General features: G+C 56.0%; 31 protein-coding genes. 4 read left to right on the top strand and 27 right to left on the bottom strand.

The window, feature by feature from the left end; genetic code table 11:
- Positions 1–10 precede the first annotated feature (10 nt).
- From CKW20_RS20815 to CKW20_RS20805, 3 genes are all read left to right on the top strand, one after another.
- Complete coding sequence (locus tag CKW20_RS20815) at positions 11–736, top strand: DUF1190 domain-containing protein (protein WP_095054559.1); 726 nt, start codon at positions 11–13, stop codon at positions 734–736.
- 12 nt (positions 737–748) lie between these two features.
- The gene (locus CKW20_RS20810; protein ID WP_095054558.1) at positions 749–1,906 is read left to right on the top strand and encodes a glutathionylspermidine synthase family protein; all 1,158 of its coding nucleotides are present in this window, start codon (positions 749–751) and stop codon (positions 1,904–1,906) included.
- Positions 1,907–2,014: 108 nt separating this feature from the next.
- Positions 2,015–4,207, top strand: a complete 2,193-nt coding sequence (locus CKW20_RS20805; RefSeq protein ID WP_095054557.1) for an OsmC domain/YcaO domain-containing protein — start codon at positions 2,015–2,017, stop codon at positions 4,205–4,207.
- Between the two features lie 175 nt (positions 4,208–4,382).
- On the opposite strand, the gene CKW20_RS20800 is transcribed toward CKW20_RS20805, so the two are convergent.
- Both CKW20_RS20800 and CKW20_RS20795 read right to left on the bottom strand, forming a co-directional pair.
- Positions 4,383–4,907, bottom strand: coding sequence for a single-stranded DNA-binding protein (locus CKW20_RS20800; protein ID WP_007896798.1), 525 nt, complete (start codon positions 4,905–4,907; stop codon positions 4,383–4,385).
- Between the two features lie 9 nt (positions 4,908–4,916).
- On the bottom strand, positions 4,917–6,314 hold the full coding sequence (locus CKW20_RS20795) for an MFS transporter (RefSeq protein WP_095054556.1): 1,398 nt from the start codon (positions 6,312–6,314) through the stop codon (positions 4,917–4,919).
- A gap of 191 nt (positions 6,315–6,505) precedes the next feature.
- On the opposite strand from CKW20_RS20795, the gene uvrA reads away from it, so the two are divergent.
- The gene (uvrA, locus tag CKW20_RS20790; RefSeq protein ID WP_095054555.1) at positions 6,506–9,340 is read left to right on the top strand and encodes an excinuclease ABC subunit UvrA; all 2,835 of its coding nucleotides are present in this window, start codon (positions 6,506–6,508) and stop codon (positions 9,338–9,340) included.
- A 152-nt stretch (positions 9,341–9,492) separates the two neighbouring features.
- Here the strand turns inward: uvrA and bfr are convergent, their stop codons facing one another.
- From bfr to rpsS, 25 genes are all read right to left on the bottom strand, one after another.
- Positions 9,493–9,957, bottom strand: coding sequence for a bacterioferritin (gene bfr, locus CKW20_RS20785; protein ID WP_095054554.1), 465 nt, complete (start codon positions 9,955–9,957; stop codon positions 9,493–9,495).
- A gap of 155 nt (positions 9,958–10,112) precedes the next feature.
- A complete protein-coding gene (locus CKW20_RS20780; protein WP_095054553.1) occupies positions 10,113–11,561 on the bottom strand; it encodes a catalase in 1,449 nt (482 codons plus the stop codon).
- Positions 11,562–11,800: 239 nt separating this feature from the next.
- Positions 11,801–12,187: a 50S ribosomal protein L17 gene (rplQ, locus tag CKW20_RS20775; RefSeq protein WP_007924175.1), complete on the bottom strand. Its 387-nt coding sequence runs from the start codon at positions 12,185–12,187 to the stop codon at positions 11,801–11,803.
- A 42-nt stretch (positions 12,188–12,229) separates the two neighbouring features.
- Positions 12,230–13,231 carry a DNA-directed RNA polymerase subunit alpha gene (gene rpoA / locus CKW20_RS20770; protein WP_003186012.1) on the bottom strand — a complete coding sequence of 334 codons (1,002 nt, stop codon included), beginning with the start codon at positions 13,229–13,231 and terminating at the stop codon, positions 12,230–12,232.
- Positions 13,232–13,253: 22 nt separating this feature from the next.
- The gene (rpsD, locus tag CKW20_RS20765) at positions 13,254–13,874 is read right to left on the bottom strand and encodes a 30S ribosomal protein S4 (RefSeq protein ID WP_003176404.1); all 621 of its coding nucleotides are present in this window, start codon (positions 13,872–13,874) and stop codon (positions 13,254–13,256) included.
- Positions 13,875–13,892: 18 nt separating this feature from the next.
- Positions 13,893–14,282 (bottom strand): 30S ribosomal protein S11, encoded by a 390-nt coding sequence (gene rpsK, locus CKW20_RS20760; RefSeq protein ID WP_002555466.1) that lies wholly within the window; start codon positions 14,280–14,282, stop codon positions 13,893–13,895.
- Positions 14,283–14,312: 30 nt separating this feature from the next.
- On the bottom strand, positions 14,313–14,669 hold the full coding sequence (rpsM, locus tag CKW20_RS20755) for a 30S ribosomal protein S13 (RefSeq protein ID WP_003186020.1): 357 nt from the start codon (positions 14,667–14,669) through the stop codon (positions 14,313–14,315).
- 130 nt (positions 14,670–14,799) lie between these two features.
- Positions 14,800–14,916, bottom strand: coding sequence for a 50S ribosomal protein L36 (rpmJ, locus tag CKW20_RS20750; protein ID WP_002555468.1), 117 nt, complete (start codon positions 14,914–14,916; stop codon positions 14,800–14,802).
- A gap of 27 nt (positions 14,917–14,943) precedes the next feature.
- Entirely contained in the window at positions 14,944–16,272 is a 1,329-nt protein-coding gene (gene secY / locus CKW20_RS20745; protein WP_007896784.1) for a preprotein translocase subunit SecY, read from the bottom strand.
- A complete protein-coding gene (gene rplO, locus CKW20_RS20740; RefSeq protein WP_007896782.1) occupies positions 16,273–16,710 on the bottom strand; it encodes a 50S ribosomal protein L15 in 438 nt (145 codons plus the stop codon).
- A gap of 3 nt (positions 16,711–16,713) precedes the next feature.
- Positions 16,714–16,890, bottom strand: a complete 177-nt coding sequence (rpmD, locus tag CKW20_RS20735) for a 50S ribosomal protein L30 (RefSeq protein WP_003186033.1) — start codon at positions 16,888–16,890, stop codon at positions 16,714–16,716.
- A gap of 2 nt (positions 16,891–16,892) precedes the next feature.
- Complete coding sequence (rpsE, locus tag CKW20_RS20730) at positions 16,893–17,393, bottom strand: 30S ribosomal protein S5 (protein ID WP_003186035.1); 501 nt, start codon at positions 17,391–17,393, stop codon at positions 16,893–16,895.
- A 3-nt stretch (positions 17,394–17,396) separates the two neighbouring features.
- A complete protein-coding gene (gene rplR, locus CKW20_RS20725) occupies positions 17,397–17,747 on the bottom strand; it encodes a 50S ribosomal protein L18 (protein WP_003186037.1) in 351 nt (116 codons plus the stop codon).
- Positions 17,748–17,757: 10 nt separating this feature from the next.
- Positions 17,758–18,291: a 50S ribosomal protein L6 gene (gene rplF / locus CKW20_RS20720; RefSeq protein WP_003176412.1), complete on the bottom strand. Its 534-nt coding sequence runs from the start codon at positions 18,289–18,291 to the stop codon at positions 17,758–17,760.
- Between the two features lie 12 nt (positions 18,292–18,303).
- Positions 18,304–18,696: a 30S ribosomal protein S8 gene (gene rpsH, locus CKW20_RS20715; RefSeq protein WP_003186040.1), complete on the bottom strand. Its 393-nt coding sequence runs from the start codon at positions 18,694–18,696 to the stop codon at positions 18,304–18,306.
- A 210-nt stretch (positions 18,697–18,906) separates the two neighbouring features.
- Complete coding sequence (gene rpsN / locus CKW20_RS20710) at positions 18,907–19,212, bottom strand: 30S ribosomal protein S14 (protein WP_003176414.1); 306 nt, start codon at positions 19,210–19,212, stop codon at positions 18,907–18,909.
- A gap of 13 nt (positions 19,213–19,225) precedes the next feature.
- Positions 19,226–19,765 carry a 50S ribosomal protein L5 gene (gene rplE, locus CKW20_RS20705; protein WP_003210069.1) on the bottom strand — a complete coding sequence of 180 codons (540 nt, stop codon included), beginning with the start codon at positions 19,763–19,765 and terminating at the stop codon, positions 19,226–19,228.
- A gap of 20 nt (positions 19,766–19,785) precedes the next feature.
- Positions 19,786–20,100 (bottom strand): 50S ribosomal protein L24, encoded by a 315-nt coding sequence (gene rplX, locus CKW20_RS20700; protein WP_007896770.1) that lies wholly within the window; start codon positions 20,098–20,100, stop codon positions 19,786–19,788.
- A gap of 11 nt (positions 20,101–20,111) precedes the next feature.
- Positions 20,112–20,480, bottom strand: coding sequence for a 50S ribosomal protein L14 (gene rplN, locus CKW20_RS20695; protein WP_002555479.1), 369 nt, complete (start codon positions 20,478–20,480; stop codon positions 20,112–20,114).
- A 23-nt stretch (positions 20,481–20,503) separates the two neighbouring features.
- Positions 20,504–20,770 carry a 30S ribosomal protein S17 gene (rpsQ, locus tag CKW20_RS20690; protein WP_003176419.1) on the bottom strand — a complete coding sequence of 89 codons (267 nt, stop codon included), beginning with the start codon at positions 20,768–20,770 and terminating at the stop codon, positions 20,504–20,506.
- A gap of 2 nt (positions 20,771–20,772) precedes the next feature.
- Positions 20,773–20,964 carry a 50S ribosomal protein L29 gene (rpmC, locus tag CKW20_RS20685; protein WP_002555481.1) on the bottom strand — a complete coding sequence of 64 codons (192 nt, stop codon included), beginning with the start codon at positions 20,962–20,964 and terminating at the stop codon, positions 20,773–20,775.
- A complete protein-coding gene (gene rplP / locus CKW20_RS20680; protein ID WP_019409905.1) occupies positions 20,964–21,377 on the bottom strand; it encodes a 50S ribosomal protein L16 in 414 nt (137 codons plus the stop codon). The genes rpmC and rplP overlap by 1 nt, the downstream gene beginning before the upstream one ends.
- Before the next feature lie 12 nt (positions 21,378–21,389).
- Positions 21,390–22,076, bottom strand: a complete 687-nt coding sequence (gene rpsC / locus CKW20_RS20675) for a 30S ribosomal protein S3 (RefSeq protein ID WP_003176422.1) — start codon at positions 22,074–22,076, stop codon at positions 21,390–21,392.
- A 13-nt stretch (positions 22,077–22,089) separates the two neighbouring features.
- Entirely contained in the window at positions 22,090–22,422 is a 333-nt protein-coding gene (gene rplV / locus CKW20_RS20670; protein WP_003103908.1) for a 50S ribosomal protein L22, read from the bottom strand.
- A gap of 11 nt (positions 22,423–22,433) precedes the next feature.
- Positions 22,434–22,709: a 30S ribosomal protein S19 gene (gene rpsS / locus CKW20_RS20665; protein ID WP_002555486.1), complete on the bottom strand. Its 276-nt coding sequence runs from the start codon at positions 22,707–22,709 to the stop codon at positions 22,434–22,436.
- Between the last annotated feature and the right edge of the window lie 10 nt (positions 22,710–22,719).

The following is a 22,719-nucleotide window of genomic DNA, read 5'->3' as shown; positions in this document are numbered from 1 at the left end:
GGAGATCCCGATGAAACGAAGCAAGTACGTTCAGCTCTCGCTGGCAGCGTCGGTCGCCATGGCGATATCAGGCTGCGGGCAGGAAGAAAAAACCTACGCGATGCAGAAGAAGTACAACTTCCAGTCCGTTCAGCAGTGTGCCGATGAAAAGCTCCCGGTGGACGTCTGCTCTGACGCCTACATGGCCGCCATGGCTGAGCATCGCCGTATCGCGCCGGTATACGACAACCAGGCCGATTGCGATGCCGACTTTGTCGCCGACTGGTGCCAGCAGGATTCCGCCGGCAAGTTCATCCCCAAGCTGGGTGGTTTCGAACTGACCGCCGATGGCGAGGTGACGCAATCCCAAGTGGACGCCGCCAAGGCTCAATTGCCCGCCTCGGAAGCGAACAGTGGAGGTTCCGGGTTCTCCGGCACCAGCCTGCTGACCGGCCTGCTGATCGGCAACATGCTGAGCAACAACCGCAACAGCTATTACTCCCAGCCGGTCTACCGCTATCGCGATGATCGCGGCAACTACGGCTCCTCGACGCTTAACCAGCGGATTTCGAAAGGCACAACCTTTACCAAGTCCAATCAGGCAAGGTACGGCAGCAGCAGCTATACCGACTCAATCCGTTCCGCCAGCAAGCCGATTTCCGTTGCGTCGTCCACATCCCGTGGCGGCTTCGGCAGCAAAGCCAGCGCCCGCAGCGGTTGGGGCGGTTCAAGCAGCGCTGGCCGATCGAGCAGCTAAGGAACGAGCGCCATGAAGAAGATCCTCTGCGCCGAGCGTCATGACTGGAAACAGACCGCTGAAAATCTTGGCTTCCTGTTCCATACCATCGACGACGAACCTTATTGGGACGAGAGCGCGTATTACCAGTTCACGCTCAAACAGATCGAGAACGATCTCGAAGACCCGACCACCGAGATTCATGAGATGTGCATGGACCTGGTGGCACGCGTGGTTCAGAGCGAGGAGTTGCTGGAGCGCCTGAGCATTCCCGCGCCATTCTTCGACATGGTTCGCACTTCATGGCTCGAAGGCCACCCGCACCTGTATGGGCGCATGGATTTTTCCTACAACGGCAGCGGGCCCGCCAAGTTGCTGGAACTCAACTACGACACGCCGACCAGCCTGTATGAGGCCGCGGCGTTTCAGTGGGGTTGGCTGGAGCAATGTATCGAACGTGGTTTGCTGCCCAAACATGCCGATCAGTTCAACAGCATCGACACCAAGTTGCATCAGGCCTTTGCCCAACTGCAGCTCAAACAGCCCTTCTATTTCGCCTCGATGAAAGACTCGGTCGAAGACAAAGGCACCACCGACTATCTGCGCCTGATCGCGGAAAAAGTCGGCATCGAATCACGGCACATCGACATCGAGGACATCGGCCTCACCCATGAAGGACGTTTCGTCGATTTGGAAGATCGCTGGATTCCTCACCTGTTCAAGCTGCATGCCTGGGAATTCATCTTCCACGAGCCCTTTGGTGCTGCGATTGCCCAGAGCGATACACAGTTTTTCGAGCCAGCCTGGAAATCGATCATTTCCAACAAGGGCATTTTGCCGCTGCTGTGGGAGTTCAACAAAGGTCACCCGAACCTGCTCGCGGCGCACCTGGATGCCGACCCGAGCAAAGCGGTACCCAAGGGCTGGGTGCGCAAGCCGTTCTTCTCCCGGGAAGGTGCCAACATTGAATTGCAAACCGCTGACGGTCTGATCGTGAAAGAGGACGGGCCCTACACCGACGCGCCGTTTATCCTTCAGGAATTCGCCCCGCTGCCGCAGTTTGGCGACAGCTTTACGCTGATTGGCTCTTGGGTAATCGGGGATCAAGCCGCGGGGATTGGCGTGCGGGAAGACAACAGTTTGATCACCAAGGATTCGAGCCGGTTTTTACCGCACCTGATACTCGATTGACCCATCCATCGCCGTGGTGGACAGATAGTAAGACGTCCACAAGACTTATGGCTGAAATGCCGGATAATGGCGGCCAAATTGTCTAGCCCGTTATTCTGGTAACCCCCCATGGAAATCAAGGTCAACTTTCTCGATAACCTTCGACTTGAAGCCAAGTTCGATGACTTCACGGTGGTGGCCGATCAACCTATCCGCTACAAGGGCGATGGCTCGGCACCTGGTCCGTTCGATTACTTTCTGGCCTCATCGGCTTTGTGTGCGGCTTATTTCGTGAAGCTGTACTGCGACACTCGCAGTATTCCCACCGATAACATTCGCCTGTCGCAGAACAACATTGTTGATCCGGAAAACCGCTACAACCAGATTTTCAAGATCCAGGTCGAGTTGCCGGCGGACATCTCCGATAAGGACCGCCAGGGCATCCTGCGTTCCATCGACCGTTGCACCGTGAAAAAAGTGGTGCAAGCCGGACCTGAGTTTGTGATCGAAGAGGTGGAAAACCTCGACGCCGATGCCCAGGCGTTATTGATGCCTGCTTCTAATTCCGAGGCGAGCACTTATATTGCCGGCAAGGACCTGCCGCTGGAGCAAACCATCGCCAATATGTCGGCCATTCTGGCGGACCTGGGCATGAAGATTGAAATCGCTTCGTGGCGCAATATCGTGCCCAATGTGTGGTCACTGCACATCCGCGATGCGCACTCGCCGATGTGTTTCACCAATGGCAAGGGCGCGACCAAAGAAGGCGCGTTGGCGTCGGCGCTGGGCGAGTTTATCGAGCGGCTCAACTGCAACTTCTTCTACAACGACCAGTTCTGGGGCGAAGACATCGCCAACGCGCCGTTTGTGCATTACCCGCACGAACGCTGGTTCAAGCCTGGCCGCAAGGATGCGCTGCCGACTGAAATTCTCGACGAATACTGCCTGAAGATTTACAACCGCGACGGCGAACTGCGTGGCTCCCATCTGATCGATACCAACTCCGGCAATGAAGAGCGCGGGATCTGCTCGCTGCCGTACGTGCGCCAGTCAGACGGTGAGGTGGTGTATTTCCCGTCCAACCTGATCGAAAACCTGTTCCTCAGCAACGGCATGAGTGCCGGTAACACGCTGGCCGAAGCCCAGGTGCAGTGTCTGTCGGAGATCTTCGAACGTGCGGTAAAACGCGAAATCATCGAAGGTGAATTTGCACTGCCGGATGTGCCGGCCGAGGTGTTGGCGAAATACCCCGGGATTCTGGCCGGTATCCAGGCCCTGGAAGAGCAGGGTTTCCCCGTGCTAGTAAAAGATGCGTCCCTGGGCGGTGAGTTCCCGGTGATGTGTGTCACGTTGATGAACCCGCGTACCGGCGGCGTGTTCGCCTCGTTCGGCGCGCACCCAAGCCTGGAAGTGGCGCTGGAACGCAGCCTGACCGAATTGCTGCAGGGCCGCAGCTTCGAAGGCCTCAACGACTTGCCTCAGCCAACTTTTGAAGGTCATGCAGTGACCGAGCCGAATAACTTCGTCGAGCACTTTATCGACTCCAGCGGCGTGGTGTCGTGGCGATTCTTCAGTGCCAAGTCGGATTACGAATTCGTGGAGTGGGACTTCTCCGGCCAGGGTGAAAACTCGAATGCCGAGGAAGCCGCGACCCTGTTCGGCATTCTCGAAGGCATGGGCAAGGAAGTGTACATGGCGGTCTACGAGCATATCGGCGCGAAGGCCTGCCGCATCCTGGTACCGAACTATTCGGAAATTTATCCGGTAGACGATCTGATCTGGGATAACACCAACAAAGCGCTGTTTTTCCGCGCCGATATTCTGAACCTGCATCGCCTGGACGAAGACGAACTGCAAGCGCTGGTTGAGCGTCTGGTGGAAAGTGAGCTGGACGACTACACCGACATCACCACCTTGATCGGCATCGAGTTTGACGACAATACCGCCTGGGGTCAGCTGACGATCCTAGAGTTGAAGCTGCTGATCTATCTCGCCTTGCAGCAATTTGAAGAAGCGAAAGAGGCGGTGGAAATGTTCCTGCAGTACAACGACAACACGGTTGAGCGTGGCTTGTTCTACCAGGCCGTCAATGTGGTGCTGGAGATGAAGCTGGACGAAGACCTGGAACTGGAAGACTACGAGGCCAATTTCCGCCGGATGTTTGGCAACGAGCGGATGGATGCAGCGATCGGATCGGTGGATGGCAGCGTGCGCTTCCATGGCTTGACGCCGACCAGCATGAAACTGGAGGGGCTCGACAGGCATCTGCGGTTGATCGATAGCTACAAAAAACTGCACTCGGCGCGGACCGCAATCCTGTAGGAGCCAAGCTTGCTGGCGAAGAACGGTCACGCGGGTAATCAGGCAAACCGCGTCATCGTTCTTCGCCAGCAAGCTGGCTCCTACAAAAATGAGGCGCAAAAGAAAACCCCCGACCAGTCAAAGAACTGATTGGGGGTTTCGAGGCTAAACCTTACAAGAAAGGCTAAGCCGTATCCTAGAACGGGATATCGTCATCAAAGCTGTCGAAATCCGGAGCTGGCTGCGGAGCGGCCTGCTGTTGTGGAGCCGGACGCGACTGTTGCGGTGCCGACTGCTGCGGACGCGGTGCCTGTTGGCGTGGAGCCGGAGCGGACTGCTGGTAGTTGTTACCCCCGCCTTGTTGGTCACCCTGCTGTGGACGGCCGCCCAGCAGTTGCATGGTGCCTTGCATGTCGACCACGATTTCAGTGGTGTAACGCTTGATACCGTCTTTTTCCCACTCGCGGGTTTGCAGTTTGCCTTCGATGTAGACCTGCGAACCTTTACGCAGGTATTCGCCGGCAATTTCAGCAACCTTGCCGAACATCGACACGCGGTGCCATTCGGTCTTTTCGACTTTCTGACCGGTTTGCTTGTCGGTCCACTGTTCGCTGGTCGCCAGACTCAGGTTGGTCACGGCGTTACCGTTAGGCAAGTAGCGAACTTCGGGATCCTGGCCGCAAGTGCCGACCAATATGACTTTGTTAACCCCACGGGCCATAACGTTCTCCTAGGCTTCGCACGCTGTCGCGGCCGGGTTGTTCACCAGACGCTCCAAGGTAGTGCGATCCAATAATTCGGTGTCCAGTTTGATGTAAATCGCCGCTTCATCGGCAACCACGATTGCATCGGTTACTCCAACGACGGCCTTCAGGCGCTCGATCAGGCCAGCTTCACGAATCGCTTCGGGCGACAACGGCAAGCGCAGGCTCGTCACATACGGAGGTTCTCGCATGGTAACAGCAAAGGCTAACCAGAGGGCAGCCAGACCTGCGCATCCAAGGAACACAACCGACAAACCGCCATGCTGGAACAGCCAGCCGCCGAGGATCCCGCCCAGTGCCGAACCGAGGAACTGGCTGGTGGAATAAACCCCCATCGCCGTGCCCTTGCCGCCTGCCGGTGAAACCTTGCTGATCAGCGATGGCAAAGAGGCTTCCAGCAGATTGAACGCGGTGAAGAACACCACCGTGCCGATTACCAGAGCCCGCAAGCTGTCGCCGAACTGCCAGAAGAATAGCTCAGTGAACATCAGCGTCACGACGGCACCGAGCAAAACTCGTTTCATTTTGCGTCGCTTCTCGCCATAGATAATGAACGGAATCATGGCAAAGAAGGAAATCAGCAGCGCGGTCAGGTACACCCACCAGTGCTGCTCTTTGGGCAGCCCGGCCTTTTCGACCAAGGCCAGGGGCAATGCCACGAAGCTCGACATCAACATCGCGTGCAACACAAAAATGCCCAGGTCCAGGCGAAGCAGGTCCGGGTGCTTGAGCGTCGGTATCAGCGCCTGCCGCGCAACGCCGGACTCACGGTGCTGCAACGGCCCGGTTGCGCGCGGCACCATGAACATCACGATGACGATGCCGACCAGCGCCATGCCACCGGTGGCGAAGAACAACCCGGACAGACCGAAGACACGGGTCAGCAACGGTCCTACAACCATGGCGACAGCGAACGACAGACCAATCGTCATGCCGATCATGGCCATGGCTTTGGTCCGATGCTGTTCGCGGGTCAGGTCTGACAGCAACGCCATGACCGCCGCGGAAATCGCCCCTGCACCTTGCAGGATGCGTCCAGCGATAACGCCCCAGATCGAATCGGCATTGGCCGCCAGCACACTCCCCAGGGCGAAGATGATCAGCCCCAGGTAAATCACCGGACGACGACCGATGCGGTCGGAAATGAAGCCAAAAGGAATCTGAAAAATCGCCTGGGTCAGGCCGTAAGCGCCAATCGCCAACCCGATGAGGGCCGGGGTCGCTCCTGCCAGGTCCATCCCATAGGTCGCCAGAACCGGCAACACCATGAACATGCCAAGCATACGGAAGGCGAACACCAGGGCCAGACCGCTTGCTGCGCGGGTCTCACTGCCACTCATGCGTTCGCTGTGGGGATCGTGCATGGAAAAACCTCATGTGAACCGGCGGCGATTCTACCAGTCCCATCGATTGACGGGGTACATCGCGACGCTATGACGCGCACAGATGACGCAGTCTTCATGCAAGGCGGCGCGCCCCTGATTTGATAGTGTGCATCCATCCAGTATTTGGCCGTATACTCCTACGTTTTCGACGCCCGCCGAGCGAGGCCACTTTGGACAAGATCCTGATTCGTGGGGCCCGAACCCACAACCTGAAGAACATCGACCTGACCCTGCCACGGGACAAACTGATCGTTATCACCGGCCTGTCCGGATCCGGCAAGTCGTCCCTGGCCTTTGACACGCTGTACGCCGAAGGCCAGCGCCGTTATGTCGAATCGCTGTCGGCCTACGCCCGGCAATTCCTGTCGATGATGGAAAAACCTGACGTCGACACCATCGAAGGTCTGTCGCCAGCGATCTCCATCGAACAGAAGTCGACCTCGCACAACCCGCGTTCGACGGTCGGCACCATTACCGAAATCTACGACTACCTGCGCCTGCTCTACGCTCGCGTCGGTATTCCGCGCTGCCCGGACCACGACATTCCGCTGGAAGCTCAGACCGTCAGCCAGATGGTTGATCTGGTGCTGGCACAACCGGAGGGCAGCAAGCTTATGCTGTTAGCGCCGGTGATCCGCGAGCGCAAGGGCGAGCACCTCTCGGTCTTCGAAGAACTCCGCGCCCAGGGTTTTGTGCGAGCCCGGGTCAACGGCAGGCTCTACGAGCTGGACGAGTTGCCGAAGCTGGATAAACAGAAGAAGCACTCGATCGATGTCGTGGTCGACCGCTTCAAGGTCCGCGCCGATTTGCAGCAACGCCTGGCCGAATCGTTCGAGACCGCGCTGAAACTGGCGGACGGTATCGCTCTTGTGGCGCCAATGGATGACGAGCCCGGCGAAGAAATCATCTTCTCCGCGCGCTTCGCCTGTCCAATCTGCGGCCATGCCATCAGCGAGTTGGAGCCCAAGCTGTTTTCCTTCAACAACCCGGCCGGCGCTTGCCCGACCTGCGATGGTCTGGGGGTTAAACAATTCTTCGACACCAAACGATTGGTGAACGGTGAACTGACCCTGGCCGAAGGTGCGATTCGCGGCTGGGACCGGCGCAACGTCTATTACTTCCAGATGCTTGGCTCGCTGGCCTCGCACTACAAGTTCAGCCTTGAAGTGCCGTTCAACGAGCTGCCGGTCGATCAGCAGAAATTCATCCTGCATGGCAGCGGCTCGCAGAATGTCGACTTCAAGTACCTGAACGACCGTGGCGATATCGTCAAACGTTCGCACCCGTTCGAAGGCATAGTGCCGAACCTGGAACGCCGCTACCGCGAAACCGAGTCGGCTTCGGTCCGTGAAGAACTGGCCAAGTTCCTCAGCACCCAGCCCTGCCCGGATTGCCGCGGCACCCGTCTGCGTCGCGAGGCGCGGCACGTGTGGGTTGGCGAGAAGACCTTGCCGGCGGTGACCAATCTGCCGATCGGTGACGCCTGTGAATATTTTGGCGTGCTGAAACTGACCGGTCGCCGCGGCGAGATCGCCGACAAGATTCTCAAGGAAATCCGCGAGCGGCTGCAGTTTCTGGTCAACGTTGGCCTGGACTACCTGTCCCTGGATCGCAGTGCCGATACGCTGTCGGGCGGCGAAGCCCAGCGTATTCGTCTGGCCAGTCAGATTGGCGCCGGTCTGGTGGGCGTTCTGTACATCCTCGATGAACCGTCGATCGGCCTGCATCAACGGGACAATGACCGGTTGCTGGGCACCCTCAAGCACCTGCGCGACATCGGCAACACGGTGATTGTGGTCGAGCACGACGAAGATGCGATTCGTCTTGCCGACTATGTGGTGGATATCGGCCCGGGCGCCGGCGTGCATGGTGGGCATATCGTCGCCGAAGGGACGCCGGCCGAGGTCATGGCTCACCCTGATTCGCTGACCGGCAAGTACTTGTCGGGCCGGGTAAAGATCGCAGTTCCAGCCAAACGCACGCCGCGTAACAAGAAGTTGTCGCTGGCCCTCAAGGGTGCCCGTGGCAACAACCTGCGCAATGTCGATCTGGAGATTCCGATCGGTCTACTGACCTGCGTGACCGGTGTGTCTGGCTCGGGCAAGTCGACACTGATCAACAACACGCTGTTTCCTTTGAGCGCTACCGCACTCAACGGCGCCACGACTCTGGAAGCGGCAGCTCACGACAACATCAAAGGTCTGGAGCATCTGGATAAAGTCGTCGACATCGATCAGAGCCCGATCGGTCGCACGCCGCGCTCTAACCCGGCGACCTATACCGGGCTGTTCACGCCGATTCGCGAGTTGTTCGCCGGTGTACCGGAATCCCGCTCCCGCGGTTACGGACCGGGGCGCTTCTCCTTCAATGTGAAGGGCGGACGCTGCGAAGCCTGTCAGGGTGATGGCCTGATCAAGGTTGAAATGCACTTCCTGCCGGATATTTATGTCCCGTGCGACGTCTGCAAGAGCAAGCGTTACAACCGCGAAACGCTGGAGATCAAATACAAGGGCAAGAGCATCCACGAAACCCTCGAGATGACCATTGAGGAAGCGCGGGTGTTCTTCGATGCAGTTCCAGCTTTGGCGCGCAAGCTTCAGACCTTGATGGACGTAGGTCTTTCCTACATCAAGCTGGGGCAATCGGCGACGACGCTGTCCGGCGGCGAAGCCCAGCGGGTGAAACTGTCCCGCGAGCTGTCCAAGCGCGATACCGGCAAGACGCTTTACATCCTCGATGAGCCGACCACCGGCCTGCACTTTGCGGATATCCAGCAACTGCTCGACGTACTGCATCGTCTTCGCGACCACGGCAATACCGTGGTAGTGATCGAGCACAACCTGGATGTGATCAAGACCGCCGACTGGTTGGTGGACCTGGGGCCGGAAGGTGGTTCCAAAGGCGGGCAGATCATTGCCGTCGGTACACCGGAAGAAGTCGCCGAGATGAAGCAGTCTCACACTGGCTTCTACCTGAAACCGTTACTGGCTCGCGACAGAGACTGAATCAGGCCCACGAAAAAGCCCCTGTCACTTCATCAGTGACAGGGGCTTTTTTGTGCGTTTCTGTAGGAGCGAGGCTTGCCCGCGAAGGCCTCACCTCGGTCAGGCTGATGCGCCGCGGCGATCCCTTCGCGGGCCTCGCTCCTACAACAGCATCAGAACTGCGATTGCAGGTAGTTTTCCAGACCGATCAGTTTGATCAGGCCCAGCTGCTTCTCGAGCCAGTAGGTGTGATCTTCTTCGGTATCGGCCAGCTGAATGCGCAGGATCTCGCGACTGACGTAATCCCTGTGCAGCTCACAAAGCTCTATGCCCTTGCACAGAGCTGCGCGAACTTTGTATTCCAGACGCAGGTCAGCGGCGAGCATGTCAGGCACGGTGGTGCCGACATCCAGATCGTCCGGACGCATACGTGGAGTACCTTCGAGCATGAGGATCCGACGCATCAGGGCATCAGCGTGCTGCGCCTCTTCTTCCATCTCGTGATTGATACGTTCGTAGAGCTCGGTGAACCCCCAGTCCTCATACATCCGCGAGTGCACGAAATATTGATCACGCGCGGCCAGTTCGCCTGTCAGCAACGTGTTGAGGTAATCGATTACGTCTGGGTGACCTTGCATCGCCCTACATCTCCCTGCTTGAAAGTCTGTAGTTTGAACCAACCTGACCGGAAGGTCACTCGCCATACGCAACAAAAGCGAAGATATTCTGAGAAAACCAGTTTAAATAACGCAAAAACCGCCAAAATGAGGGCGGTTCTGCTTATCGTTTAGACTTAGTTAAGCTGTACGTTGAGTGCCTTCGCGATTGCTTCTCCATACGCCGGGTCGGCCTTGAAGAAATGCTGCAATTGGCGATCAACAACATCGCTGGAAACACCAGCCATGGCGCCGGCAATGTTGTTGATCAGCAGGGTTTTCTGCTCATTGCTCATCAGGCGGAACAGCGCACCAGCATGACTGTAGTAGTCTGTATCTTCGCGATGATCGTAACGATCAGCCGCGCCACTCAAGGCCAAGGCAGGTTCCGCGTAGCGCGGTGCCTGTTTCGGTGATTCTATGTAGCTGTTCGGCTCGTAGTTCGGCGTTGCGCCACCATTGCTGCCAAACGCCATGGAGCCGTCGCGCTGGTAGGTATTGACCGGGCTACGAGGCGCATTCACCGGCAATTGCTGGTGATTGGTGCCAACGCGGTAGCGGTGGGCATCAGCATAAGCGAACACACGACCTTGCAGCATGCGGTCAGGCGACAGGCCAACACCCGGAACCATGTTGCTCGGACCGAACGCCGCTTGCTCGACTTCGGCAAAGTAGTTCAGCGGATTACGGTTGAGCTCCAATTCACCCACTTCGATCAGTGGGAACTCTTTCTGCGACCAGGTTTTGGTAACGTCGAAGGGGTTCTCATAGTGAGCCGCGGCTTGGGCCTCGGTCATGATCTGGATGTTGACACTCCATTTCGGGAAGTCACCGCGCTCAATGGCGCCGAACAGGTCACGTTGTGCGTAATCCGGATCGGTGCCAGCCAGGCGAGCCGCTTCTGCCGGAGCGAGATTCTTGATCCCTTGTTTGGTTTTGTAGTGCCACTTCACCCAGTGACGCTCGCCATTGGCGTTGATCAGGCTGTAGGTATGGCTGCCGAAGCCGTGCATATGACGATAACCGTCAGGGATGCCACGGTCCGAGAACAGAATGGTGACCTGGTGCAACGCCTCGGGCGAATGCGACCAGAAGTCCCACATCATTTGCGCACTTTTCAAATTACTTTGCGGCAGCCGTTTCTGGGTGTGGATAAAGTCAGGGAACTTCAGCGGATCGCGGATGAAAAAAACCGGCGTGTTGTTACCGACAATGTCCCAGTTGCCTTCTTCAGTGTAAAACTTCAAAGCAAAACCACGTGGATCACGCTCGGTGTCCGCCGAACCGCGCTCGCCGCCCACGGTGGAGAATCGCAAGAATGTCGGGGTTTGTTTGCCGACGGACTCAAACAACTTGGCGCTGGTGTATTCGGTGATGTCGCGAGTCGCGGTGAACGTACCGTAGGCACCCGAACCTTTGGCGTGTACACGACGCTCAGGGATGTTTTCACGATTGAAGTGCGCAAGCTTCTCGATCAGGTGGAAATCGTCGAGCAGTAAAGGGCCACGGGGGCCGGCGGAACGGGAATTCTGGTTGTCGGCGACAGGAGCGCCACTGGCGGTCGTAAGCGTTTTATTCTGGCTCATGCGATCTTCTTCCTCTGTCAGTCTTGAACTGCCGGCGAATCGGCTTGGCGGGAAGTATTGATCATCCAAATGACAGTCACAAATTCATTAACTTGCAGACATCAATAGAAAATCTCTAATGATCAATCCCACGCATATAGTGCAGACCGAAAAAGGTTTGAAGCTTGTACGTAGAGCGCGTTTCTTACAGGCACAAAAAACCGGGCACTAGGCCCGGTTTCTTGTTTCAGACTGACGTCTTACTCAGCGGATACAGCTTCACCGCCGACAGCACGATCAACCAACTCGACGTACGCCATAGGCGCGTTGTCGCCAGCGCGGAAACCGCACTTGAGGATGCGCAGGTAGCCACCCTCACGGGTAGCGTAACGCTTGCCCAGGTCGTTGAAGAGCTTACCAACGATAGCTTTCGAACGAGTACGGTCGAAAGCCAGACGGCGGTTAGCCAAGCTGTCTGTCTTGGCCAAAGTGATCAGCGGCTCAGCAACGCGACGCAGTTCTTTGGCTTTTGGCAGTGTAGTTTTGATCAGCTCGTGCTCGAACAGCGACACCGCCATGTTTTGAAACATGGCCTTGCGGTGCGAGCTGGTGCGGCTCAGGTGACGACCACTTTTACGATGACGCATGGTTCATTCCTTACCAAACACTACGTTCGGTGATTACGACGATCAGGCAGTCGCCTTGTCGTCCTTCTTAAGACTTGCAGGCGGCCAGTTGTCGAGGCGCATGCCGAGGGACAGACCGCGGGAGGCCAGAACGTCCTTGATTTCAGTCAAGGATTTCTTGCCAAGGTTCGGAGTCTTCAACAGCTCTACTTCGGTACGCTGAATCAGGTCACCGATGTAGTAGATGTTTTCCGCCTTAAGGCAGTTAGCCGAACGTACAGTCAGTTCCAGATCGTCAACCGGGCGAAGCAGGATCGGATCGATCTCGTCTTCCTGCTCGACAACCACTGGCTCACTGTCACCTTTGAGGTCGACGAACGCAGCCAACTGCTGTTGCAGAATGGTTGCAGCACGACGGATAGCCTCTTCAGGATCCAGGGTACCGTTGGTTTCCAGATCAATAACCAGCTTGTCCAGGTTAGTACGCTGTTCGACACGGGCGTTTTCCACCACGTATGCGATACGGCGAACCGGGCTGAACGAAGAGTCAAGCTGCAAGCGACCGATGCTGCGGCTTTCGTCTTCATCGCTCTGACGCGAGTCTGCCGGTTCATAACCACGACCACGAGCTACGGTGAGCTTCATGTTCAGGGCGCCGTTAGACGCCAGGTTAGCGATTACGTGATCGGGGTTAACGATCTCGACATCATGATCCAGCTGAATATCGGCAGCGGTAACCACCCCCGAACCCTTCTTCGACAAGGTCAGCGTAACTTCGTCACGACCGTGCAGCTTGATAGCCAGACCTTTAAGGTTCAACAGGATTTCAATTACGTCTTCCTGTACGCCTTCGATGGCGCTGTACTCATGGAGTACACCGTCAATCTCGGCCTCGACTACTGCACAGCCGGGCATTGAGGACAACAGGATGCGGCGCAGCGCGTTGCCCAGGGTGTGGCCGAAACCACGCTCGAGAGGCTCGAGAGTGATCTTGGCGCGGGTTGGACTGACAACCTGCACATCAATATGGCGGGGTGTCAGGAACTCATTTACCGAAATCTGCATGGATGCACCTATTTTCTAGCCCTTACTTGGAGTAGAGCTCGACAATCAGGCTTTCGTTGATGTCGGCGGACAGATCACTGCGAGCAGGAACGTTCTTGAAAACGCCCGACTTCTTCTCAGTGTCTACTTCTACCCATTCTACGCGGCCACGTTGGGCACACAGATCGAGAGCTTGGACAATGCGAAGTTGGTTCTTTGCTTTCTCGCGAACTGCGACCACGTCACCAGCACGAACCTGGTAAGACGGAACGTTTACGGTCTGACCGTTAACGCTGATCGACTTGTGCGATACCAGCTGACGGGATTCGGCACGAGTAGAGCCAAAACCCATACGGTATACAACGTTGTCCAGACGGCATTCGAGCAGTTGCAGCAGGTTTTCACCGGTTGCACCTTTCTTGCCAGCTGCTTCTTTGTAGTAGCCGCTGAATTGACGCTCGAGAACGCCGTAGATACGACGGACCTTCTGCTTTTCACGCAGTTGGGTGCCGTAATCGGACTGGCGACCGCGGCGTTGGCCGTGGATACCAGGTGCTGCTTCAATGTTGCACTTCGATTCGATCGCGCGCACGCCGCTCTTCAGAAAGAGATCGGTGCCTTCGCGACGAGCGAGTTTGCATTTTGGACCAATGTAACGAGCCATTCTTTACAATCTCCTGGATTACACGCGGCGCTTCTTCGGCGGACGGCACCCGTTGTGCGGGATTGGCGTCACGTCGGTGATGCTGGCGATCTTGTAGCCACAGCCGTTCAAAGCGCGGACTGCGGATTCACGACCTGGGCCTGGACCTTTGACGTTAACGTCGAGGTTTTTCAGGCCGTATTCCAGCGCAGCTTGACCAGCACGTTCAGCAGCTACTTGAGCAGCGAACGGGGTGGACTTGCGGGAACCGCGGAAACCCGAACCACCGGAGGTAGCCCAGGAAAGAGCGTTGCCTTGACGGTCGGTGATGGTCACGATTGTGTTGTTAAAAGAAGCATGGATGTGGGCGATGCCATCAACCACTGTCTTTTTAACTTTTTTACGAGGACGAGCAGCAGGTTTAGCCATGATTAATTTCCTGTCGATTCGCTGGGGCGATTACTTGCGGATCGGCTTACGCGGACCTTTACGGGTACGCGCGTTAGTCTTGGTACGCTGACCGCGCACTGGAAGACCACGACGATGACGCAGACCGCGATAGCAACCGAGGTCCATCAAACGCTTGATTTTCATGTTGATTTCGCGACGCAGGTCACCTTCAGTGGTGAACTTCGCCACTTCGCCACGCAGCTGTTCAATCTGCTCGTCGCTCAGATCTTTGATCTTTGCGGCTGGGTTTACCCCAGTCACTGCACAAATTTTCTGTGCAGTAGTGCGACCAACACCATAGATGTAGGTCAGCGAGATAACAGTATGCTTGTTATCTGGAATGTTAACGCCTGCAATACGGGCCATTCAGTGGGACTCCAATTGACAGCTACCTACGCCCCGGAAGCCAAGAAATAGGGCGCGAGATAATATCGCTGTAATAACAAATAATCAACCCGGCAGCGCACTAGCTGCCGGGCTTGAAGCACAATCACACTCAGCCTTGGCGCTGTTTGTGACGCGGTTCCGCGCTGCAAATTACTCGAACAACACCTTCGCGGCGAATAATTTTGCAGTTACGGCACAGCTTTTTCACCGATGCACGAACTTTCATCACCAACTCCTCGAACCTTATGGGTACTCAGCGCAACATGCCGCTGCCGTAACCCTTCAGGTTGGCTTTCTTCATCAGGGATTCGTACTGGTGCGAAACGAGGTGCGATTGTACTTGGGACATGAAGTCCATCACAACCACGACGACGATCAGCAACGAGGTCCCGCCAAGGTAGAACGGAACGTTTGCCGCTACCACCAGGAACTGGGGCAACAAACACACGGCCGTCATATATAGAGCACCGAACAGGGTCAAACGAGTCAGAACGCCATCAATGTAGCGCGCAGACTGCTCACCCGGACGGATGCCCGGAATAAAGGCACCGGACTTCTTCAGGTTTTCCGCTACGTCTTTCGGATTGAACATCAACGCCGTATAGAAGAAGCAGAAGAAAATAATCCCTGCACTAAACAGCAGAATATTCAACGGCTGACCAGGAGCGATCGACTGCGAGATGTCCTGCAGCCAGCCCATACCTTCAGACTGACCAAACCAGGTACCCAGCGAAGCCGGAAACAGCAAAATGCTGCTCGCGAAAATGGCCGGAATAACACCGGCCATGTTCACCTTCAGCGGCAAGTGGCTAGTCTGCGCAGCAAAGACCTTGCGGCCCTGCTGACGCTTGGCGTAATGAACAGCAATACGACGCTGACCACGCTCAATGAACACCACGAAACCGATAATCGCTACTGCCAGCAAACCGATGGCAACCAGGGCGAAAATGTTGATGTCACCCTGACGTGCAGACTCGAAAGACTGCCCGATTGCTCTCGGAAGACCGGCGACGATACCTGCGAAAATCAACATCGAGATACCGTTGCCAACACCACGCTCAGTAATCTGCTCACCCAGCCACATCATGAACATCGCACCAGCCACAAACGTGGATACCGCGACGAAATGGAAGCCAAAGTCACCAGTGAACGCAACACCCTGCCCTGCCAGACCAATGGACATGCCAATGGCCTGAACGAGAGCGAGGACGACAGTGCCGTAGCGGGTGTACTGGGCGATCTTGCGACGACCAGCTTCACCTTCCTTCTTCAACTGCTCCAGCTGCGGGCTGACGGCGGTCATCAGCTGCATGATGATCGATGCCGAAATGTACGGCATGATCCCCAGTGCAAAGATGCTCATCCGCTCCAGCGCGCCGCCGGAAAACATGTTGAACAAGCTAAGAATGGTCCCCTCATTCTGTCGAAACAGGTCCGCGAGTCGGTCCGGGTTGATACCTGGAACCGGGATGTGTGCGCCTATTCGGTAGACGATAATCGCCAAGAATAGAAAACGCAGACGAGCCCAGAGTTCAGACATACCGCCTTTGCCGAGCGCAGAGAGAGCACCTTGCTTAGCCATTTATTCCTCGAACTTGCCGCCAGCTGCTTCGATAGCCGCACGCGCACCTTTGGTGGCGCCGATTCCCTTTCCGATGGTGACAGCGCGAGTAACTTCGCCGGACAGCATGATTTTCACACGCTGAACGTTGACGTTGATCACGTTGGCATCTTTCAGGGACTGCACGGTGACGATGTCGCCTTCCACTTTAGCCAGCTCGGACAAACGCACTTCTGCGCGATCCATGGCTTTCAGGGAAACGAAACCGAACTTCGGCAGGCGACGATGCAGCGGCTGTTGACCGCCTTCAAAGCCTGGAGCAATGGTGCCACCGGAGCGGGAGGACTGACCTTTGTGGCCACGGCCACCGGTCTTGCCCAAACCACTACCGATACCACGGCCCGGACGATGCTTTTCGCGACGGGAACCCGGCGCTGGACTCAGATCATTGAGTTTCATCGATTAACCCTCGACACGCAGCATGTAGTAAGCCTTGTTGATCATCCCGCGGTTCTCGGGAGTATCAAGTACTTCTACAGTGTGACCGATGCGACGCAGACCCAGACCCTTAACGCACAGTTTGTGGTTAGGGATGCGGCCGGTCATGCTTTTGATCAGCGTAACTTTAACGGTAGCCATGATCAGAAGATCTCCTTGACGCTTTTGCCACGCTTGGCGGCAATGGATTCAGGAGACTGCATAGCTTTCAAACCTTTGAAAGTGGCGTGAACCACGTTTACCGGGTTAGTCGAGCCGTAGCACTTGGCCAGAACGTTCTGAACGCCAGCAACTTCGAGGACAGCACGCATAGCGCCGCCAGCGATGATACCGGTACCTTCAGAAGCAGGCTGCATGTACACCTTCGAAGCGCCGTGAGCGGACTTCATCGCGTACTGCAGAGTGGTGCCGTTCAGATCAACTTGGATCATGTTGCGGCGAGCAGCTTCCATTGCCTTCTGGATCGCAGCAGGCACTTCACGCGACTTGCCACGGCCGAAGCCAACACGCCCTTTACCATCACCAACCACGGTCAACGCGGTGAAAGTGAAGATACGGCCGCCTTTAACGGTTTTGGCTACGCGGTTAACTTGAACCAGCTTCTCGATGTAGCCTTCGTCGCGCTTTTGGTCGTTATTTGACATAACTTAGAACTCCAGCCCAGCTTCACGAGCAGCATCAGCCAGCGCCTTGACGCGGCCGTGATACTTGAAGCCAGAGCGGTCGAAAGCCACCTGCGAGACGCCAGCGGCTTTAGCACGCGTAGCGACCAGCTGGCCAACCTTAGTGGCCGCGTCGATGTTGCCAGTGGCGCCATCACGCAGTTCTTTATCCAAAGTCGAGGCACTTGCCAGGACTTTGTTGCCGTCGGCCGAAATGACCTGGGCGTAGATGTGCTGCGACGAGCGGAACACGCAGAGACGCACGACTTCGAGTTCGTGCATTTTCAGGCGTGCTTTGCGAGCGCGACGCAGTCGAGTAACTTTTTTGTCGGTCATTTGCTATGCCCTACTTCTTCTTGGCTTCTTTACGACGGACGACTTCGTCCGCGTAGCGCACACCTTTGCCTTTGTACGGCTCTGGTGGACGGAAGTCGCGGATCTCGGCGGCCACTTGACCTACCAGCTGCTTATCGATGCCCTTGATCAGGATATCGGTCTGGCTAGGAGTCTCAGCGGTGATGCCTTCCGGCAGTTCATAATCCACTGGGTGCGAGAAGCCAAGAGCCAGGTTCAGCACTGTGCCTTTTGCTTGCGCTTTGTAACCAACACCGACCAGCTGGAGCTTGCGCTCGAAGCCTTGGCTTACGCCTTGGACCATGTTGTTAACCAACGCACGAGTGGTACCAGCCATTGCGCGAGTTTGTTGATCGCCATTGCGAGCAGCGAAACGCAGCTCACCAGCTTCTTCAACAATCTCAACGGACGAATGGATGTTCAGTTCAAGAGTACCCTTGGCACCCTTCACCGAAAGCTGTTGGCCTGCGAATTTGACTTCGACACCGGCTGGCAGCTTAACGGGGTTCTTAGCGACGCGTGACATGCTTATCCCCCCTTAGAACACAGTGCAAAGAACTTCGCCGCCGACACCGGCAGCGCGCGCAGCACGATCCGTCATCACACCTTTGTTGGTGGAGACGATAGACACACCGAGACCGCCACGAACTTTTGGCAGATCATCGACGGACTTGTACTGACGCAGGCCTGGACGGCTAACGCGCTTCACTTCCTCGATGACCGGACGGCCTTCGAAGTACTTCAGCTCGATGGACAGCAGTGGTTTGATTTCGCTGCTGATCTGATAACCCGCAATGTAACCTTCGTCCTTCAGGACTTTGGCAACAGCTACCTTCAAAGTAGAAGATGGCATGCTTACGACGGACTTTTCAGCCATCTGGGCATTACGGATTCGAGTTAGCATGTCCGCTAACGGGTCCTGCATACTCATGGGCTAGACGCTCCTAATACACAAAAAATTAGCCTTGCGGCTATTACGTGTCGCCGAGTACATCCGCACAAAAAAAGCACGGGCTCAGGCGAGCCGGGTATTCTAGACACACCCCACAAATGAATCAAGCCCCAATAGGGGCTTGATTCATGTTCAAGGTCACCGGTGGTCAGGATCTTGCGATCCCGAACACCGAGACTTTGATAGTGCTTACCAGCTGGCTTTAACCAGACCAGGTACGTCACCACGCATTGCCGCTTCACGCAGTTTGTTACGGCCAAGGCCGAACTTGCGGTAAACGCCGTGTGGACGACCGGTCAGGCGGCAGCGGTTACGCATGCGCGAGGCGCTTGCGTCACGTGGCTGCTTCTGCAGAGCTACTGTGGCTTCCCAACGCGCTTCTGGACTTGCGTTCAGATCAACGATGATAGCTTTCAGTGCTGCACGCTTCTTGGCGTACTTGGCAACCGTGAGCTGACGCTTCAGCTCGCGGTTTTTCATGCTCATCTTGGCCATGGTCCTACTCCAATCAGTTGCGGAACGGGAATTTGAACGCACGCAGCAGAGCGCGGCCTTCATCATCGTTCTTGGCAGTGGTGGTCAGGGTGATGTCCAGACCGCGGAGAGCATCGATCTTGTCGTAGTCGATTTCCGGGAAGATGATCTGCTCTTTAACGCCCATGCTGTAGTTACCACGACCATCGAAGGACTTGGCATTCAGGCCGCGGAAGTCGCGAACCCGAGGCAGGGAGATCGACAGCAGACGATCCAGGAATTCGTACATACGCTCACGGCGCAGGGTCACTTTGACGCCGATCGGCCAACCTTCACGGACTTTAAAGCCAGCGATGGATTTCCGAGCGTAGGTCACAACGACTTTCTGGCCGGTGATCTTTTCCAGGTCAGCAACAGCGTGCTCGATGACTTTTTTGTCGCCGATCGCTTCGCCCAGACCCATGTTCAGGGTGATTTTGGTAACGCGCGGAACTTCCATCACGTTCGAAAGCTTAAGTTCTTCCTTAAGTTTCGGAGCGATTTCCTTCCGGTAAATCTCTTTTAGTCGTGCCATGGTCTTCTACCTAGCAGTGTTCAAGCATCAACCGCTTTTTGGGTCGACTTGAAGACACGAATTTTCTTACCGTCTTCTACTTTGAAACCAACGCGATCAGCCTTGTTGGTTTCGCCGTTGAAAATGGCAACGTTGGAAGCGTGCAGTGGCGCTTCTTTCTCGACGATACCGCCTTGTACGCCCGACATCGGGTTTGGCTTGGTATGACGCTTAACCAGGTTCAGACCACCAACAACCAGACGGTCGTCAGCGAGAACCTTAAGCACCTTACCGCGCTTACCTTTGTCTTTGCCGGCGATCACGATGATCTCGTCGTCACGACGAATCTTTTGCATGTCGGATCTCCTTACAGCACTTCTGGGGCGAGCGAGACGATCTTCATGAACTTCTCAGTACGAAGTTCACGGGTCACTGGCCCAAAGATACGGGTGCCGATCGGCTCTTGCTTGTTGTTCAGAAGAACAGCAGCGTTGCCATCAAAGCGGATAATGGAGCCATCAGCACGACGTACGCCGTGACGAGTGCGGACTACAACAGCAGTCATCACTTGGCCTTTTTTCACTTTACCGCGAGGAATTGCTTCCTTGACGGTAACCTTGATGATGTCACCGATACCAGCGTAACGACGATGGGAGCCACCCAGCACCTTGATGCACATAACACGGCGAGCGCCGCTGTTATCGGCCACATCGAGCATGGATTGAGTCTGAATCATATAATTTCTCCGACCCCTAGTCCTTAGACTTCCACAGCGCGTTCGAGAACATCAACCAGCGCCCAAGACTTGGTCTTGGCCAAAGGACGAGTTTCACGAATAGTGACTTTGTCGCCGATGTGGCACTGATTGGTTTCGTCGTGTGCGTGCAGCTTAGTCGAACGCTTAACGTATTTACCGTAGATCGGGTGCTTAACGCGACGCTCGATCAGAACGGTGATGGTTTTGTCCATCTTGTCGCTGACAACACGGCCAGTCAGCGTACGGACAGTTTTTTCGGCTTCAGCCATGATTACTTACCTGCCTGCTGGTTGAGCACAGTCTTCACGCGAGCGATGTCACGCTTAACTTGCGAGAGCAGATGAGACTGCCCCAACTGGCCAGTTGCTTTCTGCATACGCAGATTGAACTGGTCGCGCAGCAGGCCGAGCAGTTGCTCGTTCAGCTGCTGTGCGGATTTTTCACGAAGTTCATTCGCTTTCATCACATCACCGTCCGTTTAACAAAGGAGGTGGCGAGCGGCAGCTTTGCAGCAGCCAGGGCGAAAGCCTCACGCGCCAGCTCTTCAGAAACACCCTCGATTTCATACAGGACTTTGCCTGGCTGAATCTGGGCAACCCAGTACTCCACGTTACCCTTACCTTTACCCATCCGAACTTCGAGTGGCTTTTTGGAAATAGGCTTGTCCGGGAACACACGGATCCAGATCTTGCCGCCACGTTTAACGTGACGGGTCAGTGCACGACGCGCTGACTCGATCTGACGAGCGGTGAGACGACCACGAGCTACAGACTTCAGCGCATACTCGCCGAAGCTGACTTTGCTACCGCGCAATGCCAGGCCACGGTTGTGACCAGTCATTTGCTTGCGGAACTTCGTACGCTTTGGTTGCAACATTTGGCGTACCCCTTACTTAGCAGCTTTTTTACGAGGCGCTGGTGCTTGTGGCTTCAGCTCTTCTTGGCGACCACCAATTACTTCGCCTTTGAAGATCCAAACCTTTACACCGATCACACCATAAGTGGTGTGAGCTTCGTAGTTGGCATAGTCGATGTCGGCACGCAGGGTGTGCAGTGGCACACGACCTTCGCGATACCATTCAGTACGTGCGATTTCAGCACCGCCGAGACGACCGCTCACTTGGATTTTGATGCCTTTGGCACCAATGCGCATGGCGTTCTGAACAGCGCGCTTCATAGCGCGACGGAACATTACGCGACGCTCCAGCTGCTGAGCTACGCTCTGCGCAACCAGCATACCGTCGAGCTCCGGCTTGCGGATCTCTTCGATATTGATGTGCACAGGCACACCCATTTGCTTGGTCAGGTCCTGACGCAGTTTCTCAACATCTTCACCTTTCTTCCCGATAACGATACCTGGACGAGCGGTGTGGATGGTGATACGTGCAGTCTGAGCCGGACGATGGATATCGATACGGCTTACGGACGCGCTTTTTAGTTTGTCTTGGAGATACTCACGCACCTTCAGATCAGCGAACAAGTAGTCCGCATAAGTCCGACCGTCTGCGTACCAGACGGAGGTGTGCTCCTTGACGATTCCCAGGCGAATGCCAATGGGATGTACTTTCTGACCCATCTCTTCGACTCCGTTACTTGTCAGCAACCTTGACAGTGATATGGCAAGACCGCTTGACGATGCGATCAGCACGGCCTTTGGCACGTGGCATGATGCGCTTCAGCGAACGCCCTTCGTTGACGAAAACGGTGCTGACCTTCAGGTCATCAACGTCTGCGCCTTCGTTATGCTCGGCGTTGGCTACGGCCGACTCCAGCACTTTCTTCATGATCTCGGCGGCTTTCTTACTGCTGAAAGCCAACAGGTTGAGCGCTTCGCCCACCTTCTTCCCGCGGATCTGGTCGGCGACCAAGCGGGCTTTCTGGGCGGAGATTCGAGCGCCCGACAACTTAGCGGCTACTTCCATTTCCTAACCCCTTAACGCTTGGCTTTCTTGTCTGCCACGTGCCCACGATAAGTGCGGGTACCGGCGAACTCGCCCAGTTTGTGGCCGACCATGTCTTCGTTAACGAGAACTGGGACGTGTTGACGACCGTTGTGTACTGCGATGGTCAGACCGACCATTTGTGGCAGGATCATCGAACGGCGCGACCAGGTTTTAACTGGTTTGCGATCGTTCTTTTCCGCCGCCACTTCGATCTTCTTCAGTAGGTGAAGATCGATAAAAGGACCTTTTTTCAGAGAACGTGGCACTGTCGTATCC

It is taken from the genome of Pseudomonas sp. Irchel s3b2 (assembly GCF_900187445.1).
In the GTDB taxonomy this organism is placed as follows: Bacteria; Pseudomonadota; Gammaproteobacteria; order Pseudomonadales; family Pseudomonadaceae; genus Aquipseudomonas.
This window is presented reverse-complemented; position numbering and strand designations above follow the sequence as displayed.